Genomic DNA, 17218 nt, shown 5'->3' on the forward strand with positions numbered 1-17218 from the left:
GGAATTAAACGAAATGACAATCGAAATTCTGGTTCCCGACCTACCTGAATCTGTTGCTGATGCAACAGTGGCGACATGGCACAAGAAACCAGGCGATGCGGTAAGCCGTGACGAAGTACTGGTTGATATTGAAACAGATAAAGTGGTTCTGGAAGTTCCAGCACCAGACGATGGCGTGCTAGAAGCCATTGTTGAAGAAGAAGGTGCGACTGTTCTGTCTAAGCAACTGCTTGCTAAGCTCAAGCCTGGTGCTGTTGCTGGCGAACCTACTCAAGACGCGCCAGCGTCTTCTGAAGCATCGCCTGACAAGCGTCACACTGCTTCTCTTTCTGAAGAGTCTAACGATGCCCTGAGCCCAGCTGTTCGCCGCCTTCTGGCAGAGAATGATCTGACGCCTGAACAAATTAAAGGCACAGGTGTTGGCGGTCGAATCACTCGCGAAGATGTAGATGCATTCCTGAAAAGTGGCGGTGCGAAAGCGGCTGCCGCTGCACCAGCTGCAGCGAAAGATGAAGCACCTGCACTTGGTCACCGTAGCGAGAAACGTGTTCCTATGACACGTCTTCGTAAGCGTGTCGCTGAGCGTCTGTTGGAAGCGAAAAACAGCACAGCGATGTTGACTACGTTTAATGAAGTGAACATGAAGCCAATCATGGACATTCGTAAACAATACAAAGATGTTTTCGAAGAGCGCCACGGTATTCGTTTGGGCTTCATGTCTTTCTACGTGAAAGCGGTTGTTGAAGCGCTGAAGCGCTACCCAGAAGTGAATGCATCAATCGATGGTGATGACATTGTTTATCACAACTTCTTTGACGTAAGCATGGCTGTTTCGACTCCTCGTGGTTTGGTAACACCAGTATTGCGTGACTGTGACCGCCTTGGCCTGGCCGAGATCGAAAAAGGGATCAAAGAGCTGGCTATCAAGGGCCGTGACGGTAAGCTGACGGTTGATGAACTGACCGGCGGTAATTTCACCATCACAAACGGTGGTGTATTTGGTTCTCTGATGTCGACGCCGATTATCAACCCACCACAAGCTGCTATTCTTGGTATGCACAAGATCCAAGAGCGTCCAATGGCAGTCGATGGCAAGGTTGAGATTCTGCCAATGATGTACCTTGCTCTTTCTTACGATCACCGTTTGATCGACGGACGCGAGTCTGTTGGTTTCCTGGTGACTGTAAAAGAGCTTTTAGAAGACCCAACGCGTCTGCTGCTTGACGTATAAGTAGCCCGGTTTTTACCGGATAACAGGGGGCTGGAGCCCCCTGTGTGGAAAGCAAATTAAACCTATAAAACGGAAATAGACACGGATAGAACATCATGAATCTGCACGAATATCAGTCAAAACAGCTGTTTGCTGAATATGGGCTGCCAGTATCCGAAGGGTATGCCTGTGACACTCCTCAAGAAGCTGCTGAAGCTGCTGACAAGCTTGGCGGAAACAAGTGGGTTGTTAAATGTCAGGTACACGCTGGTGGTCGCGGTAAAGCGGGCGGTGTGAAACTGGTTAGCAACAAAGAAGAAATCAAAGAATTCGCACAAAACTGGTTAGGCAAAAATCTGGTGACTTACCAGACAGATGCAAATGGCCAGCCTGTTAGCAAAATCCTGGTTGAAGAGTGTACTGACATTGCTCAAGAACTCTACCTGGGTGCAGTAGTAGACCGCGGTACACGTCGCGTTGTTTTCATGGCATCGACTGAAGGTGGTGTGGAAATCGAGAAAGTCGCTGAAGAGACACCAGAGCTGATCCACAAAGCTGCGATTGATCCATTGGTAGGTCCTCAGCCATACCAAGGCCGCCAACTGGCGTTCAAGCTGGGTCTACAAGGCGAGCAAATTAAGCAATTCACCAAGATTTTCATGGGCATTGCAAAGCTGTTCATCGAGCGCGATGTTGCGCTGGTGGAAGTGAACCCGCTGGTGATTACTGATCAAGGTAACCTGCACTGTCTGGATGCAAAACTGGCTGTTGATAGCAACGCTGTTTACCGTCAGCCAAAAATCCGTGAAATGCACGATCCATCTCAGGACGATCCACGTGAAGCACACGCTGCACAGTGGGAACTGAACTATGTTGCTCTGGACGGCAGCATTGGTTGTATGGTTAACGGTGCGGGCCTGGCAATGGGTACCATGGACATCGTAAACCTGCATGGCGGCAGCCCTGCAAACTTCCTGGATGTTGGTGGCGGCGCAACCAAAGAGCGCGTTACTGAAGCATTCAAAATCATCCTCTCTGACGACAACGTAAAAGCTGTTCTGGTGAACATCTTCGGCGGTATCGTACGCTGTGACCTGATCGCAGACGGCATCATCGGTGCGGTAGAAGAAGTTGGCGTTAAAGTACCGGTTGTTGTTCGCCTTGAAGGTAACAACGCTGAGCTTGGCGCGAAGAAACTGGCTGAGTCAGGCCTGAACATTATTGCTGCGACCTCACTGACTGAAGCAGCAGAGAAAGTTGTTGCTGCAGCGGAGGGCAAATAATGTCTGTTTTGATTAACAAAGATACCAAAGTAATCTGTCAAGGTTTCACCGGTGGTCAGGGTACTTTCCACTCAGAACAAGCGATCGAATACGGAACGCAAATGGTTGGTGGTGTATCACCAGGCAAAGGCGGCACGACTCACCTGGGTCTTCCTGTGTTTAACACTGTTGCAGAAGCAGTAGAAGCAACTGGCGCAACAGCGACCGTTATCTACGTACCAGCACCGTTCTGTAAAGATGCGATCTTGGAAGCAATCGATGCAGGTATCGAACTGATTGTGACTATCACCGAAGGTATCCCTACACTGGACATGCTGGAAGTGAAAGTGAAGCTAGATGAAGCTGGCGTTCGCATGATCGGTCCAAACTGCCCAGGTGTTATTACTCCTGGAGAATGTAAGATTGGTATCATGCCTGGCCACATTCACAAGCCAGGTAAAGTGGGTATCGTATCTCGTTCAGGTACCCTGACTTATGAAGCGGTTAAGCAGACGACTGACGAAGGTTTCGGCCAATCTACTTGTGTAGGTATCGGTGGTGACCCAATCCCAGGCTCTAACTTCATCGACGTTCTGAAAATGTTCGAAGAAGATCCACAGACTGAAGCGATTGTAATGATCGGTGAAATCGGTGGTACCGCAGAAGAAGAAGCTGCTGCATTCATCAAAGAGAATGTAACTAAGCCTGTAGTTTCTTACATCGCTGGTGTGACTGCGCCTCCGGGCAAACGTATGGGTCACGCAGGTGCGATCATCTCAGGCGGTAAAGGTACTGCGGAAGACAAATTCGCAGCACTGGAAGCAGCTGGCGTAACCACAGTGAAAAGCCTTGCTGATATCGGCAAAGCACTGCGTTCACGTACTGGCTGGTAAAACCCCAGACGTTAAAAAAACCGCTCCTCGGAGCGGTTTTTTTGTATCTAGGAAATGCTATTCAGCTTGCTTGTAAAACTGGCTGAGAAAGAAAAGAAAACCTGCAGCGACAACCACAGAAGGACCTGCTGGTGTATCTTCAAACCACGACAATGCAATTCCACCAAACACTGAAATCACACCAATGACACTGGCAAGAATGGCCATTTGTTCAGGACTTTTTGAGAAACGCCGTGCTGTCGCGGCAGGAATAATCATTAGTGAAGTAATGATCAATGCGCCGACAAACTTCATTGCAACGGCAATTACAAGGCCGACCAATAACATGAGTACCAGTTTGAGCCTATCGACATTGTATCCGTCGACCCTTGCCATCTCTTCGTTAACCGTAATTGCAAGAAATGGCGTCCATAGTTTATACAGAAGCGCCAATACCAGCGCGCAGCCAGCTGTAATCCAACTAATGTCTGCCGTTGTGACAGATAGAAGGTCGCCAAATAAATACGCCATTAGGTCTACACGTAAGTCGTCAACAAAACTGATTGTCACAAGGCCGAGTGACAAAGACGTATGAGCGATGATGCCAAGTAGGGTGTCTGTCGAAACGCTGCTTTTACGTTGCAGTCCAACCAACAAAATACCAATGACAATACAGCTGAAGATGAGTGCGATGTTCAGGTTTATCTGAAGCATAAACCCGAGGGCTAACCCCAGCAGTGAACCGTGAGCAAGTGTGTCGCCGAAGTAAGCCATCTTGCGCCACACAACAAACGAGCCGAGAGGACCTACAGTGGCAGCAATGAGGACACCTGCAAAAAACGGTATCGCAAGGAACTCAAGCATTATGATGGTCTCCGTGTTGGCAGGGACCTATAGGGCTTCCTGACAGATCGTGTTCGTGGTTATGGTGATGCTGGTAGAGCGCCAGTTGTTCGCATTCTCGACGACCGAACAACGCAATGTATTCTGGGTGAGATGAAATCGCTTCAGGTTCGCCAGAACAACACACATGGTGTTGAAGACAAATAACCTCATCTGTTTTTGCCATGACGATATGAAGGTCGTGGGAAACCATGAGTACAGAACATTGCAACTTATCTTTCAGCTCACCTATCAGGCTGTAGAGTTCTAACTGGCCTGACACATCTACGCCTTGTACTGGCTCGTCTAAAACCAACAAGTCGGGCTTCTTTAGAACCGCGCTTGCCAATAGGACGCGTTGGCACTCACCGCCGGACAGTGTGTGCATATTGGCGTGAAGTAATTTTGTTGCCCCGACAAGCGTCAGTGCTTCACCAATACTTTTACGGTTGGCGCCAGGAGATAACTTTAAAAAGCGCTCTACGTTAAGAGGGAGGCTTTCATTGAGCTTGAGCTTCTGTGGTACGTAGCCAACCTTCAATCCCTTGCTCTTTTCTACTTTCCCAATGCTGGGTTCTGTCAAGCCAATAACTGTCTTAACTAGTGTGGACTTTCCAGCACCATTTGGGCCGATAAGCGTTGTGATTTTATTTCTGTAAAGGGACAGAGAGACACGATCTAAAACGCTTTTTCCATCAAAGATGACGGAAACTTGGTCGAGTTTAACGAGAGCTGAGGACATATCTTGAACAAGTGGTTTAAAAATGAAATGTTATAATATAACATTTCTCGCTGTTTTTAAATTCGCATGATGGATGACACGATGATCAGTAGTACAAAGAAGTTTTTCATAGCCTTAATGTTATTCTTTCCAGCAGTTGCGAGTGCCCAGCCGAACTTGGTGACGACTATCAAACCGCTCGGTCTGATAGCCAATGACATCGCGGGTAATCATGCCAACGTGGAAGTGTTACTGCCGGATAGTGCATCTCCGCATGATTATGCGCTGAAACCGTCAGACCTCAAAAAAATCTCCTCTGCAGATGCAGTATTCTGGGTAGGGCCAGAACTAGAGTTGTTTTTGGAGAAGCTACTGAGCGATGCGGACAATGCTGTTCGTTTAACAAGCTACCCAGGCATGCCAGTTCGCTACTTCGAAGAAGGTTCGCATGGGCACGATGACCACGACCACCACGATCACTCTCATGATGGTATTGATGGACACATCTGGTTAGGCCCAGATCAAAGCATCGTTATTGCACAGGCGGTAAAAGACAAGTTATCAAAAATAGACCCAGAGAATGCGAAGGCTTATGAGGATAACTACACGGCGTTTAAAGCTGAGTTGGAACAGGTAAAGCTTGAGCTTCAAACTCGTCTCTCCGCTTTCAACAACAAAGGCTACTTCCTGTTTCATGATGCATACGGCTATTTTGAAGATGCATTTAAACTCAGTCCACTTGGTCATTTGACCATCAACCCAGATCGTAAGCCTGGTGCAAAAACGCTTGTTGCTATCCGTGGTGCCATCAAAGAGGGTAAAGCGCAGTGTGTATTCAGTGAGCCGCAGTTTAACCCAGCCATGGTATCAACCTTGGTGAAAGGAACTGACACGAAAGTGTTGGTGCTTGATCCAATGGCAACGGACTTAAAAGTAGGAAGCAATCAATATGTTGATTTCTTGAATCAACTGGGAAGTCAGTATCTATCTTGCTTTGGAGAGATTTGAGTTGGTGTAGTGTGAACTTGTTCGCATAATTTCCAACTTCGAAGAAGACCAAATCCGAAAAGCTGCGAAACTGCAGTGACAGTAAAAAATCATATAAAACAATGTTGTCACTGTTTCGCATTTTGCTTGCTCTGCACAAACCATTTCTTATGGCGATGTTGATCTTTACCGGACTGACGGTAACGGTACAGGCATCGCCTATTTTCTATTCCTTCCCATTTGCCTCCGCGAGTGATACCGCCAAAATTAAAGAAATAGAGTATGCCGGAGGAAAAGGTGTCTGGCTGCTCGATACCGGCGGTCGTGTCAGTTTCTATGACGGATTGCACTACCACAAATTAGATGCCTTTACGCCCATTGGTAAGGGTGTTTCAAAAATTGAGCTGTTCGACGGAGATTTGTGGCTGGTATTAAAAGGCCAGCTAATACAATACGATATCGACGAAAACCAGTTAAGCCCTGTTGATTTAGAAGGAGAGGTTACTGCGCTGGTTGGAACGAAAAAACAGCTCTGGGTCACCACGTCACGCAAGACATTCACAATAGACACTGATAGCCATCAACCAGCGACCGTATCTGATAGGCCCTATGATGCCTTGATAGCAATGGACGATAAGGCTGTAGCACTGTACGAAAGCAAAGCTTACGCATTGCCTTCGAAGCAACTCCTTTTTGAATTTGATGAGAAGATTAATAGCGTCGCGAAGCGTGGCGACCAATATTGGATGGGTACTGACAAGGGCGTGTTAGTGATTGAGTCTGGTACTGTGCTGAATCGTTACCTAACTGAGCTGCGCATTGACCACGTAGCAGTGACCCATGAAGGGGTTTGGGCGGGGTCACCAGCAGGGCTGTTTTTCAAGCAAGAGAATGAACGCGGCTTTGTTGCGCTCTCCGGACAGACTGATGACACCTTCAGTTTTTCCGGAAACGCCATCACGGATATTGAAGTGGGTGATGCGGAAGATTTATGGGTGGCGAGCGATGTCGGGCTCAATTATCGCAGCAAAATTATCAGCCAAATCAACCGATTCCCCATGTATGTTCTGTCCCCTGAACCTGGGGAGGAACAATTATCCTCACTGGTAGAGCACGATGACGGCTACCTTTTGAGTACCCGATATAAACTCGTCACGCTTAATGCTGAAATGATGCCGGTAAAATCCACTAAGCTGGACACCGCAATCGACAGCATGGTCATGTTTGACGGTGCCTTGTGGGTGGCGACTGCGTTAGGCCTTAAGGCCTATAACCCTGACACTTTTTCAAGGTTGGAGGGGCAGGTCCCACCAGTGCTCAAGGGCGTACCCGTTGATCGCATTATTAGTGACAGCCACTCACTTTGGCTGGCAACCGGCTCCAAGATCATGCGTTTTTGGCCACAAAGCCAGACAGTGGTGGATTTCGGCAGCGATTGGTCAGGTGCATTCAATAACAGACTTACCTCGGTGATCGATCTTGAAGAAAGTGGCACTTGGCTCGGAACAACGAATGGTCTCTATTTCTATTTTGATGGCAGGTTTATTCCAAAACTCAGCCGGGAGCAAGTGGGAGCCATAAAGTCGCTGAAAGTCGGGCTGGATGGCGAATTATGGATGCTGACACAGCGTGGGATTTATACCTATGACGCTATCCAGCAATCTCAGCCCAAAGAGCAGTTTATTAATACCAGCGACGATGTTGCAAAGTGTTTGGTTGTGAATGGCACCTCAGCGCTGTATGTGACTAAAAAAGGGGTGTACCGACACCAATTTTCCCCCAACGCTCTGCAATTTGTGCAAGGCTCCCCAAATCCAGTCGCCTCTTTGCGCCATTTCTGTCAAAAGAACGCAGAGAGAATGTTGATTGCAGGGGACTTTGGTGTGTTCTCGGTTCCTGAGGCGACACTCACATCACTCTTCAATACCCCATCTACTCCGGTATCGCCAAGCGCTGTTTATATCAACGGGATCCCCTGGCGGTTGGGACTTTCATCGGACAAACCACTTGGTATAAACCCCAATGGTACTGTTGCCGTCGAAGTGGGGCGGATGCCGTTTGGAACCAGCGAAACACTCAAGTATCGCCTTGAAGGCCATGGTGATGGGAACTGGTATTCTACAAGTGATCAAAAACTCGTTTTCAGTGCGTTAAAACCCGGTGATTACACCTTGACGATCAAGCTGGAAAAAGGTGATGGAACCAGTCAGCAGGTACGATTGATTAGGTTTGTGGTTGCGTCACCTTGGTACCAACGATTGGGTTATTTCCTGCTGGTCTTGATCATCGGCATCATCTTTGTGGCCGTCTATTATCGAAGAAAACACGATGCTGTAAGGGTTCAGAACAAGCAGCTTAGGGAAACCGTTCACCGCAAAGTCATTGAAATTGATAAACGCGAAGAATCCGTCAAACGCTTTTGTGGTACTTCGCTGCCTGAAGATAGTGACCTACCAGAGGCGCTCGCGCCAGTGCGAAGCGGAGACTTATCTTCGGAGTCTAAAGAGTCCGAAGCGTGGCGTGAGCGGGTGATTGCCGAGATTAACAGTCATTTCCATGACCCTGAATACTCTACTGCACTGTTAGCAAGGGCATTGTTTATCTCGGAGCGAAGCTTGCAACGCCGCTTAAAGCAAGAACTAGGCAATACATTCAAAGAGATGCTGATTACAACGCGACTGGAGAATGCGAAACGTATGCTTTGTCAGGGTGACAAGATCACTGACGTCGCCGTTGCCTGCGGATTCAATGAACCTTCCTATTTCGCCAAGTCGTTTAAGCAAAAATATGGTGTTACTCCCTCACAATTCCGTGAAACCTGCGGCAGTGAACAGCATCCATAAACGCTCTCTTCAATGCTAAATACCTGCTGGTGTAAGTCTATGGCTCGGGGTGGGGGCTACTACAAATAAAGGGAGGGGGAGAAAAAAAAGAGCGTGGTATAGCCTGCTGACCATACCACGGGCGTCAAAGACACCTTCGCTTGCTGCCGGAGGTGTGTGGGAGACCACACACCATCTGGAATTAGGTTTTAAATAACTTGGGTTCATTAAAACGATTTAACCGCGATCGCTGATAGTAATTTCCCGCCATTATTTCATTTCCATTAAAAAGCCCCGATTTCTTTGCACCGCCTCTAAAATTTCCAGGGGTAGAAGGGTTCAAAATTTTGTCTTTTAACGTTTTTAACGAAGAGTACAAGGTTTGATTTTTCTATTGAAGCTCAACCAAGGTGTGCGTCAACTGGCTGTTTTTATGATAAAACTGACGAAGTTAACGAGAATATTGACGAAATTGACGAGCGGATCGACGTGCTGAACGAGTGAGGTATCGAACTTTCCTAGGGTCTGTTGATCAAAAACAACTTTCCTACGGAAACAATTTGCAATACTTTTGACTGCAAATGTATATGATTCTCATTTTGGTTGTATTTATGAAGCTTACGGAACTTAAACCCGGTAAGGCTGGGCGGGTGCTATCTCTCTCGTCTGTGCCTACTATCCCTCGAAAAAAACTGATGGCAATGGGTTTACTGCCCGAGACTGAGTTCAGTGTTATCCGTTATGCACCAATGGGCGATCCGGTCCAAATCCGAGTGAGAGGATGCGACATTGCACTTCGCCTATCTTTAGCGCAAAACATCGAGGTAGCCTCTCATGATGGGTAAGCAATTACTGACGGTGGGAAACCCCAATTCTGGTAAAACGACCTTGTTTAATCGCCTGACAGGCTCGCGTCAGGAAATCGGTAACTGGGCGGGTGTTACTGTGGACAAGAAGATGGGGCGGCTGTCACTGCAAGGTGAAGAGGCTTCCCTCACTGATTTGCCGGGCATCTACACGCTCGACAATGCAGATGGTGAGAATAGTCTTGATGAATCAATCGCGATTTCAGCGTTGTTCAATCTCCCTTGCGATTTGATTGTTAACGTTCTAGATGCGAGCAGTCTTGAGCGCAGTTTGTATCTTACGCTGCAATTGCGTGAGCTTGGCCGTCCAATGGTTGTGATACTGAACAAAATGGATGTGGTTAAGGCTCAAGGTTTTGAAATCGATGAAAACGTTTTGTCGAATTTACTCCAGTGTCCTGTCTATTCCGTGACAGCAACCGACATGAAGTCGGTTGAGGCGCTGAATGTTTCGCTCTCTGAGGCGTTATCAGTTGCGCCGTCTTCAAACAGTGGTTTTGAGCTTCACTATGGTGAAAACCTTGAGCAAGGCATCTCGACGCTGTCGCAAGAACTCGTAAAAGAAGGCCATGCGTACAGTCGGGCAGCGGCTATCCGTCTTCTATGCGGAGATAGCGCTCTTAAGCGTCAGGTGTCTGATGGCATTGAGTATACCCTCCATACGGTCACAAACTCTATGGAAGCAACAGATATCGACCTCATGGTTGCAGATGTCCGTTATTCACGGGTTGCGAAAATCTGTCATGCAGCCAAAACACAAGTCGTTCCTCTCAAAGCGAGAGTCACAGATGCCATCGATAATCTGGTATTGAGCCGCTACTTTGGAATGCCAATCTTCTTTGCCGTGATGTACATGATGTTTATGTTCTCCATCAATATTGGAGGTGCATTCATCGACTTTTTCGATATCGGTACTGGGGCATTGTTGGTCGATGGTGGTCATTATCTGCTGGATGACCACCTCCCAGTTTGGCTGGTCACTATTATTGCTGACGGTGTCGGTGGCGGTATCCAGACTGTCGCGACATTTATTCCTGTGATTGCCTGTCTGTATCTGTTCATGTCCCTTCTTGAAACGTCTGGCTATATGGCACGTGCCGCTTTTGTACTGGATAAGGCAATGCAGAAGATAGGGCTGCCGGGCAAAGCTTTCGTTCCATTGGTGCTGGGCTTTGGGTGTAATGTACCTGCGATTATGGCAACCCGTACATTGGATCAGGAACGTGAACGCCGGTTGGCGGCGGCGATGGCACCGTTTATGTCTTGTGGCGCAAGGCTACCCGTTTACGCACTCTTTGCCGCGGCATTTTTCCCGGAAAATGGTCAGAATGTTGTTTTCCTCCTCTACCTTTTGGGTATCGCGGTCGCTATCTTTACGGGTATTGTTCTGCGCCGGACCTTATATCCCGGTGATAGCGAAGCCTTGTTAATGGAAATGCCTCGCTATGAATGGCCGCGGGTGAAAGATATCTACGTGAAAACCTGGCAGAAACTCAAGCGTTTTGTACTGGGTGCCGGTAAGACCATTGTGGTGGTGGTGACTATCCTGAGCTTTGCGAATTCAATTGGTACGGATGGCTCGTTTGGTAACGAAGATTCAGATAACTCCGTGTTGGCAAAGGCGGCTCAATTTGTCACACCAGTGTTTTCACCAATCGGTATTCAGGAAGACAACTGGCAAGCGACGGTTGGCATCATTACCGGCATTTTTGCTAAAGAAGCTGTTGTGGGCACGTTGAACAACCTGTATGCCTCTCCAAGTGATGAAGAAGCTTCAGAGTACGACTTGCTAAGTAGCCTGACCGAAGCGGTACAGACTATCCCGGAAAACCTGATGGGACTGAATTATGCAGACCCACTGGGTATTCAAGTGGGTGATTTAGTAGATAATGAAGCGGTGGCTGAAGAGCAAGAAGTTGACCTGAGCATTTTTGCTAATCTGAGTGCTAATTTCACCGTGGCGAGCGCCTTTGCTTATCTGGTTTTCATCTTGCTATACACACCTTGTGTCGCGGCGATGGGCGCGTATGTCCGTGAATTTGGCCGACCATTTGCTGTCTTCATTGCTGGATGGACCATGCTGCTAGGTGTGGTGGTTGCAACCATTACCTATCAGTCGATGATGCTAATGGTGACACCTTTGGCGAGTGGTCTATGGATTGCCGGTAGCATTGTGTTGATGGTGGCGACGATAGCGTTACTCAAACGCCAAGGTTCATTCGCAAACACACTCAAAGTCGTTACAGTATGATTTTGTTTGCCTTGCGGGATTATATCCAATCTCACCCAAAGTGCTCTTTAAGGGAGTTGGCAAAAGCGTTCGCGCTGTCTGAAGATGGTGTTGAAGCCATGCTGAAAGAGTGGGTGAAACGGGGAAAACTCAAGGTGACAGTATCTAAGCGATCATCTTTCGAAGTCCGGCAATATACCTGGTTGGAAGACTCTGAGCTGGGGCTGACTGTCTACCAGTAAAAACAAAAAGCGCGGATATAATCCGCGCTTTTCTTTTATCCCGCCGGCGTGAAGTCGGCGATCTCGCCGAGGAGGGCGCGCCATTTTTCCGTAATTTCGACTTGGGCTAAGTCATGGCGCAGCACCCCGTTTGTGTTGCCCCATACAGGACCAGGCCACGCAGTATCGGTTTGGAAGCGGGCAATATGATGAACGTGAAGCTGAGGCACCATGTTACCCAGAGCAGCGATGTTGAGCTTGTCTGCATTCGTGTGCGCTTCCAGCTTTGTCGCGACCCAAGAAGATTCACGAATAAACTGGAGTTGATCAGTTTCGGACAGATGGTGAATTTCGCGAATTCCTTCGACTCTGGGAACCAAAATCAACCAAGGACCAAAGTCTTCTTTACTTAAAAGAACACGGCAAAGTGGCAAGTCGCCGAGCCATGTGGTGTCTGCGTCCAAACGTGGGTGGAGTTCGAATGGCATTTCATCTTCTCTTGATGTCAGGAAATCAGGTCAAAACTACTGGGATTCTGCGCCAATGTAAATGATCGTCGGAGTGCGCATTCTCATGATTGAAACGATAGCTCAACCCTTTGAGCGGCTTGACCAAGATTAAACTCTTACTTGTCCTGTCGTGCACGTCTTGCGTAAATGTCATAGTAAAATCACAAAACCAACGCCAATCGTGTCATTGCACCGCGTTAAATCAAATATGCAGTTAGGCTTTAAAGGTACTTATATTGCGTCAGAGGGAGGCGCGAATGGACTACATAGAAGTACTAGAGTTTTGGTTTGGCGATCCTGATGCTCCCAAAACAGACGATATGCTTAACGCCATGTGGTTTGAAAGCGATGAGGCGTTGGACAAGCAAATCCGAGAGCAGTTTCTTCCCTATGTCAGCATGGCGGGCGAGGGGAAATTGAATCAGTGGCTTTCTTCACCACAAGGAACATTAGCGACTATCGTTCTTCTTGATCAGTTTAGCCGCAGGGTTTATCGCGGATTGAGCGCGGCATTCCGGTATGACGAGTTTGCTTTGGCGGTCTGCAAGCGTGGCCTAGCAGAAGCACAGGATTTAACCTTGCCGACCATTCAGCGAGCGTTTTTCTATATGCCTTTGCAACACTCGGAACACATGGAAGACCAAGAAGAAGCCCTTTTTCGTTTCAGTCAGCTGTGTAGTTCTGCTGGACTGGATGAGGCAGGGTTGTTTGAAAATATTTTTCGCCACGCGAGAAACAACTTTGACGTTATTAAGCGATTTGGACGCTTTCCGAGCCGAAATGCTTCGCTGGGCCGACTTTCTACAGAAGCTGAGTTGCAATGGCTCGCTGGTGGCGGAGCGAAGCTTACTCAATAGCAGGTTCGCTTAGCTAACCTGCGGCATGACGCAGTTGCGGCCTTTGTGTTTTGCGTTGTACAAGGCTTCGTCTGCTCTGGCTACTAACGCCAATCCACACTCATCACCTTCTCTCTCCGCGATACCAAATGATGCCGTAATCGAGTTGATTTTCTGTCCAGAACGCTTGTCTGTGACCGACAACCTTTCGAGTGTCGAACGCATTTTCTCGGCGAGCATAAACGTCGACTTTAGAGGCAGACTTGGCAAAATAGTCACGAACTCTTCTCCGCCGTATCTAAATACTGCCCCTGATTCATCAACCACCTGCTGCAGTTTGGCTGCAACAATCTGAAGTACCTTGTCTCCCATTTGATGACCAAACTCATCGTTGAAAGATTTGAAGTGATCGATATCTACCATCATGACACTGAATACGTTGTTTTGGCTAACGTTTTCATCGAGCTGCTTTTCAAATTCACGACGGTTTAAGCAGCCTGTCAAAGCATCATGTGAGGCTTGTTTCTGATATTCCTGAAGTTGTTTTTTTAGTGCGTCAATTTCAGTTTTTTGTGAGGTAACTTGTAACTGGTATTGGGACGTAGCACTCAGCAGATGCTGTGAACCTTTGAGAAGTTCATGCAGCACTTGCTTGCTTTCTCCGTTTTTGGCGATATCACCTTTTACGTTTTTCAGTTTATCTACAGAACTGCTTAGGATGTCTCGAAACTCTTCGGTATCCGATACCGTGTGTTCCATGGATTCGCCAAGATCAGCAGTCAGGTTCTGAAGCTTTTGACGGAAATTGTTCACTTCCCGCCTGGCATCATCAATCAGATACGTATCGATAATTTCGTCGCAGTGTTTAATCGAGCAGGATCCAAAACGGCTGACTTTGTTATCAACAGCTTGATTTAACTGGGGGTTTGTACCTGCACAATAGGTATACCAAAGCGAGAAATAGTGAGGCGTTGTCGGTACCTTGTATTTTACCATTAAAGGTACGGCACGCTTGAAAATACTGGTGGCTTCAAAAAAGGCGTAATCACTCATTAGTGTCTCCTTAACGAACACTTTCTCCGCTATTGATACAGGATTATGTGCGATAAATTAACACTAGGTGTAAAAAACCCCGTACATTGGTACAGGGTTTTTGAGAATTGTGATCTTAATCTTATTTTAATTGGTTACATACGTTCTAGCGTATTAATTCCAAGCAGATCAAGGCCTTGTTTTATAGTGCGTGATGTCAGTGCAGCTAGTTTCATTCTGCTTTGCTTAGTTTCACCTTCAGCATTCAGGATCGGGCACGCTTCGTAGAAACTTGAGAAGGTACCAGCCAGATCAAACAGGTAGCTACACATGATGTGTGGCTGACCTTCGCGGGCGACACCATCAACGGCTTCTTCAAATTGCAGAAGTTTGGAAACCAGTGCTTTCTCTTTCTCTTCAGACACAATGATTTGGCCTTCGATGCTGTTCGCATCAATGCCAGCTTTGTTGAAGATAGAGGCCACACGGGTGTAAGCGTATTGCATGTAAGGCGCAGTATTGCCTTCAAACGCCAGCATGTTGTCCCAGTCAAACACGTAGTCAGTGGTGCGGTGCTTAGACAGGTCAGCGTATTTTACGGCTGCCATTGCTACTGTGTTAGCAATGTTATCTTTTTCTTCCGCTGACAGTTCAGGGTTTTTCTCTTCAATCAGCTTCTTCGCGCGCACTTCTGCTTCGTCCAGCAGGTCTGCCAGACGAACGGTACCGCCTGCACGGGTCTTGAACGGCTTACCGTCTTTACCCAGCATCATGCCGAACGCATGGTGCTCAAGGCTCATGCTTTCAGGTACATAACCGGCTTTGCGAACGATAGTCCATGCCTGCATGAGGTGCTGGTGTTGACGTGAGTCGATGAAGTACAGCACGCGATCTGCGTTGAAGGTTTCGTAACGGTATTTCGCACATGCGATATCCGTCGTGGTGTACAGGAAGCCGCCATCACGCTTTTGGATGATCACACCCATAGGCTCGCCATCTTTGTTCTTGTATTCCTCTAGGAACACAACCATGGCGCCGTCATCTTCGACTGCCAGACCTTGTGCTTTCAGGTCTTCAACAATGCCAGCCAGCATGCTGTTGTACATGCTTTCGCCCATCACGTCTTTGTCTGTAAGGGACACGTTCAGACGATCGTAGTTGCGCTGGTTTTGCTCAAGGGTGATCTTAACCAGTTGCTGCCATTTTTCTTTGCAGTATTCGTCACCGCTTTGCAGGCGAACTACGTAGTTACGCGCAGTCTTTGCGAACTCTTCGTCTTCGTCGTAAAGCTTCTTCGATTCACGGTAGAAGCCTTCAATGTCGCTAAGATCCATTGAAATGTCGCCGCCTTGCGCTTCATGGCGCTCAAGGTTTGCGATCAGCATGCCGAACTGAGTACCCCAGTCGCCAAGGTGGTTAGCGCGGATAACGTTGTGACCCATGAACTCCAGAGTGCGTACAACCGCATCACCAATGATGGTTGAACGCAAGTGACCAACGTGCATTTCTTTCGCTACGTTTGGTGCAGAGTAGTCAACCACAATGTTTTGTTTTTCAGCTTCTGCTACACCCAGACGGTCACTCGCCAGCGCTTCGTCTGCTTTGGCTGCGAGCCATTCAGTGCTCAAGAAAATATTGATAAATCCTGGGCCAGCGATTTCGGTTTTTTCCGCCATGCCATCCAGATCCAGAACATCCAGCACTTTCTGCGCGAATTCGCGTGGGTTACAACCCAGCTTTTTGGCAACACCCATGATGCCGTTTGCCTGGTAGTCACCAAACTGTGGTTTCGCTGATTGACGGACAGCCGCTGGGCTGCCTTCAGGTGCACCTGCAGCAACCATGGCTGCAGCGACTTTGTCGTTAAGAAGGGCTTGAATATTCACTTGCTTACCTTAATTCTGACACCCGGCAAAATGCAGCCGGGTTAAAGCAAAAAATCCGTCAACAATACCCACTGCAATTTGAGGCAAACAGGGCATGGTTGACGGCTTTAGCACTGAAACTTGGGCATCAAAGTGTGATGCGCGTATGTAGGCGTAATAATACCCACAAACAGGCGCAGTTTAAAAGCTGAATCCTGCGAAATAGGTGGATTTCATAACAAGTAAAAGCGTGTGCGTTCCAGTGATATCAACGCTGTGGTAAATTCCTGTCATCTTTGAAGGTAACGAGATGACCATGTCAGCATTAACCGTCGAATCCCTCTTCGCCACGCTCCCTGAATTCTCTGCTCGCTTGGATGCGCTGTTAGAAGTGTTGGAGTTGGATCTTAGCGCCTATCAGGCCGACCACATCGCTTTGCGCATTAACGACAGAAAAGCGGCTGAGGAACTTCACCAATCCTGGCTTTCTTCGGGTGAAGAACTTTCCGTGAATAACATCAATGGTCGTCCAATTGTGGTGATCAAAGCGAACGAGTCTCTGTCTTTCGGTCAATGGCAAACGCATTGTGTCGAGTTGCCTTATCCGGGCGATAAGCTTTATCCGGAAGATGGGTGGGAACACGCTGAATGGGTGGTACCGTCAAAGGCGACAACACCAGAAGCGTTGCTTGAGGATGTGTTTGGTTTGTTCCCAGCGCTTGCAGCAAAGTGGGATCAACTGGCATCACTGGGTGTGAAGGTGAAGCTGAGTTCTCCCGCAGGCGAAGGCGAGCGTATTGCCAACCCGACAGTGGCATTCAAGTTCAAGGGCGTTTGCGTCAAGCTCCACCCGGTGACTCTGGAGCAAGTGATAGAAAGTGAAAAAGGAGCCTGAGGCTCCTT

15 protein-coding genes are annotated in these 17218 nt (G+C 47.9%); 10 read left to right on the forward strand and 5 right to left on the reverse strand.

Annotated elements, in window-relative coordinates:
• Positions 1 to 13: 13 nt before the first annotated feature.
• The 3 genes from odhB (at position 14) to sucD (ending at position 3365) form a co-directional block, all read left to right on the forward strand.
• Entirely contained in the window at positions 14 to 1231 is a 1218-nt protein-coding gene (gene odhB, locus QL223_RS05705; RefSeq protein ID WP_002539562.1) for a 2-oxoglutarate dehydrogenase complex dihydrolipoyllysine-residue succinyltransferase, read from the forward strand.
• A gap of 95 nt (positions 1232 to 1326) precedes the next feature.
• Positions 1327 to 2493: an ADP-forming succinate--CoA ligase subunit beta gene (gene sucC / locus QL223_RS05710; protein WP_002539561.1), complete on the forward strand. Its 1167-nt coding sequence runs from the start codon at positions 1327 to 1329 to the stop codon at positions 2491 to 2493.
• A complete protein-coding gene (gene sucD, locus QL223_RS05715) occupies positions 2493 to 3365 on the forward strand; it encodes a succinate--CoA ligase subunit alpha (protein ID WP_002539560.1) in 873 nt (290 codons plus the stop codon). The genes sucC and sucD overlap by 1 nt, the downstream gene beginning before the upstream one ends.
• Positions 3366 to 3422: 57 nt before the next feature.
• Here sucD and znuB read toward each other — a convergent pair whose 3' ends face one another.
• Together znuB and znuC are read right to left on the reverse strand one after the other, a co-directional pair.
• Positions 3423 to 4208 carry a zinc ABC transporter permease subunit ZnuB gene (gene znuB, locus QL223_RS05720; RefSeq protein ID WP_281544160.1) on the reverse strand — a complete coding sequence of 262 codons (786 nt, stop codon included), beginning with the start codon at positions 4206 to 4208 and terminating at the stop codon, positions 3423 to 3425.
• Positions 4201 to 4968: a zinc ABC transporter ATP-binding protein ZnuC gene (gene znuC, locus QL223_RS05725; RefSeq protein WP_002539558.1), complete on the reverse strand. Its 768-nt coding sequence runs from the start codon at positions 4966 to 4968 to the stop codon at positions 4201 to 4203. The genes znuB and znuC overlap by 8 nt, the downstream gene beginning before the upstream one ends.
• 81 nt (positions 4969 to 5049) lie before the next feature.
• Between znuC and znuA the strand changes: the two genes are divergently transcribed.
• The 5 genes from znuA to QL223_RS05750 all read left to right on the forward strand — a co-directional run bounded on the left by znuA (position 5050) and on the right by QL223_RS05750 (position 12094).
• Positions 5050 to 5955, forward strand: coding sequence for a zinc ABC transporter substrate-binding protein ZnuA (gene znuA, locus QL223_RS05730; protein WP_281544161.1), 906 nt, complete (start codon positions 5050 to 5052; stop codon positions 5953 to 5955).
• Positions 5956 to 6104: 149 nt separating this feature from the next.
• Positions 6105 to 8777 (forward strand): helix-turn-helix domain-containing protein, encoded by a 2673-nt coding sequence (locus QL223_RS05735; RefSeq protein ID WP_281544162.1) that lies wholly within the window; start codon positions 6105 to 6107, stop codon positions 8775 to 8777.
• Positions 8778 to 9367: 590 nt separating this feature from the next.
• The gene (locus QL223_RS05740) at positions 9368 to 9601 is read left to right on the forward strand and encodes a FeoA family protein (protein WP_039850147.1); all 234 of its coding nucleotides are present in this window, start codon (positions 9368 to 9370) and stop codon (positions 9599 to 9601) included.
• Positions 9591 to 11873: a Fe(2+) transporter permease subunit FeoB gene (feoB, locus tag QL223_RS05745; RefSeq protein ID WP_002539555.1), complete on the forward strand. Its 2283-nt coding sequence runs from the start codon at positions 9591 to 9593 to the stop codon at positions 11871 to 11873. Before QL223_RS05740 ends, feoB begins: the two co-directional genes overlap by 11 nt.
• Positions 11870 to 12094 (forward strand): FeoC-like transcriptional regulator, encoded by a 225-nt coding sequence (locus QL223_RS05750; RefSeq protein ID WP_046305736.1) that lies wholly within the window; start codon positions 11870 to 11872, stop codon positions 12092 to 12094. Before feoB ends, QL223_RS05750 begins: the two co-directional genes overlap by 4 nt.
• A gap of 35 nt (positions 12095 to 12129) precedes the next feature.
• Here QL223_RS05750 and QL223_RS05755 read toward each other — a convergent pair whose 3' ends face one another.
• Complete coding sequence (locus QL223_RS05755; RefSeq protein ID WP_046305738.1) at positions 12130 to 12561, reverse strand: HIT domain-containing protein; 432 nt, start codon at positions 12559 to 12561, stop codon at positions 12130 to 12132.
• Between the two features lie 278 nt (positions 12562 to 12839).
• Between QL223_RS05755 and QL223_RS05760 the strand changes: the two genes are divergently transcribed.
• Positions 12840 to 13439, forward strand: a complete 600-nt coding sequence (locus QL223_RS05760; protein WP_002539552.1) for a DUF924 family protein — start codon at positions 12840 to 12842, stop codon at positions 13437 to 13439.
• Between the two features lie 9 nt (positions 13440 to 13448).
• Here the strand turns inward: QL223_RS05760 and QL223_RS05765 are convergent, their stop codons facing one another.
• A complete protein-coding gene (locus QL223_RS05765) occupies positions 13449 to 14471 on the reverse strand; it encodes a GGDEF domain-containing protein (RefSeq protein WP_281544163.1) in 1023 nt (340 codons plus the stop codon).
• 134 nt (positions 14472 to 14605) lie between these two features.
• The gene (gene argS, locus QL223_RS05770) at positions 14606 to 16336 is read right to left on the reverse strand and encodes an arginine--tRNA ligase (protein ID WP_281544164.1); all 1731 of its coding nucleotides are present in this window, start codon (positions 16334 to 16336) and stop codon (positions 14606 to 14608) included.
• 295 nt (positions 16337 to 16631) lie between these two features.
• Here argS and QL223_RS05775 point away from each other — a divergent pair, with 295 nt between their 5' ends.
• Positions 16632 to 17210, forward strand: coding sequence for a VOC family protein (locus QL223_RS05775; RefSeq protein ID WP_281544165.1), 579 nt, complete (start codon positions 16632 to 16634; stop codon positions 17208 to 17210).
• Positions 17211 to 17218 lie beyond the last annotated feature (8 nt).

Origin of the sequence: Grimontia sp. SpTr1 (genome assembly GCF_947387585.1) — a bacterium.
Classification (GTDB): domain Bacteria; phylum Pseudomonadota; class Gammaproteobacteria; order Enterobacterales; family Vibrionaceae; genus Enterovibrio; species Enterovibrio indicus.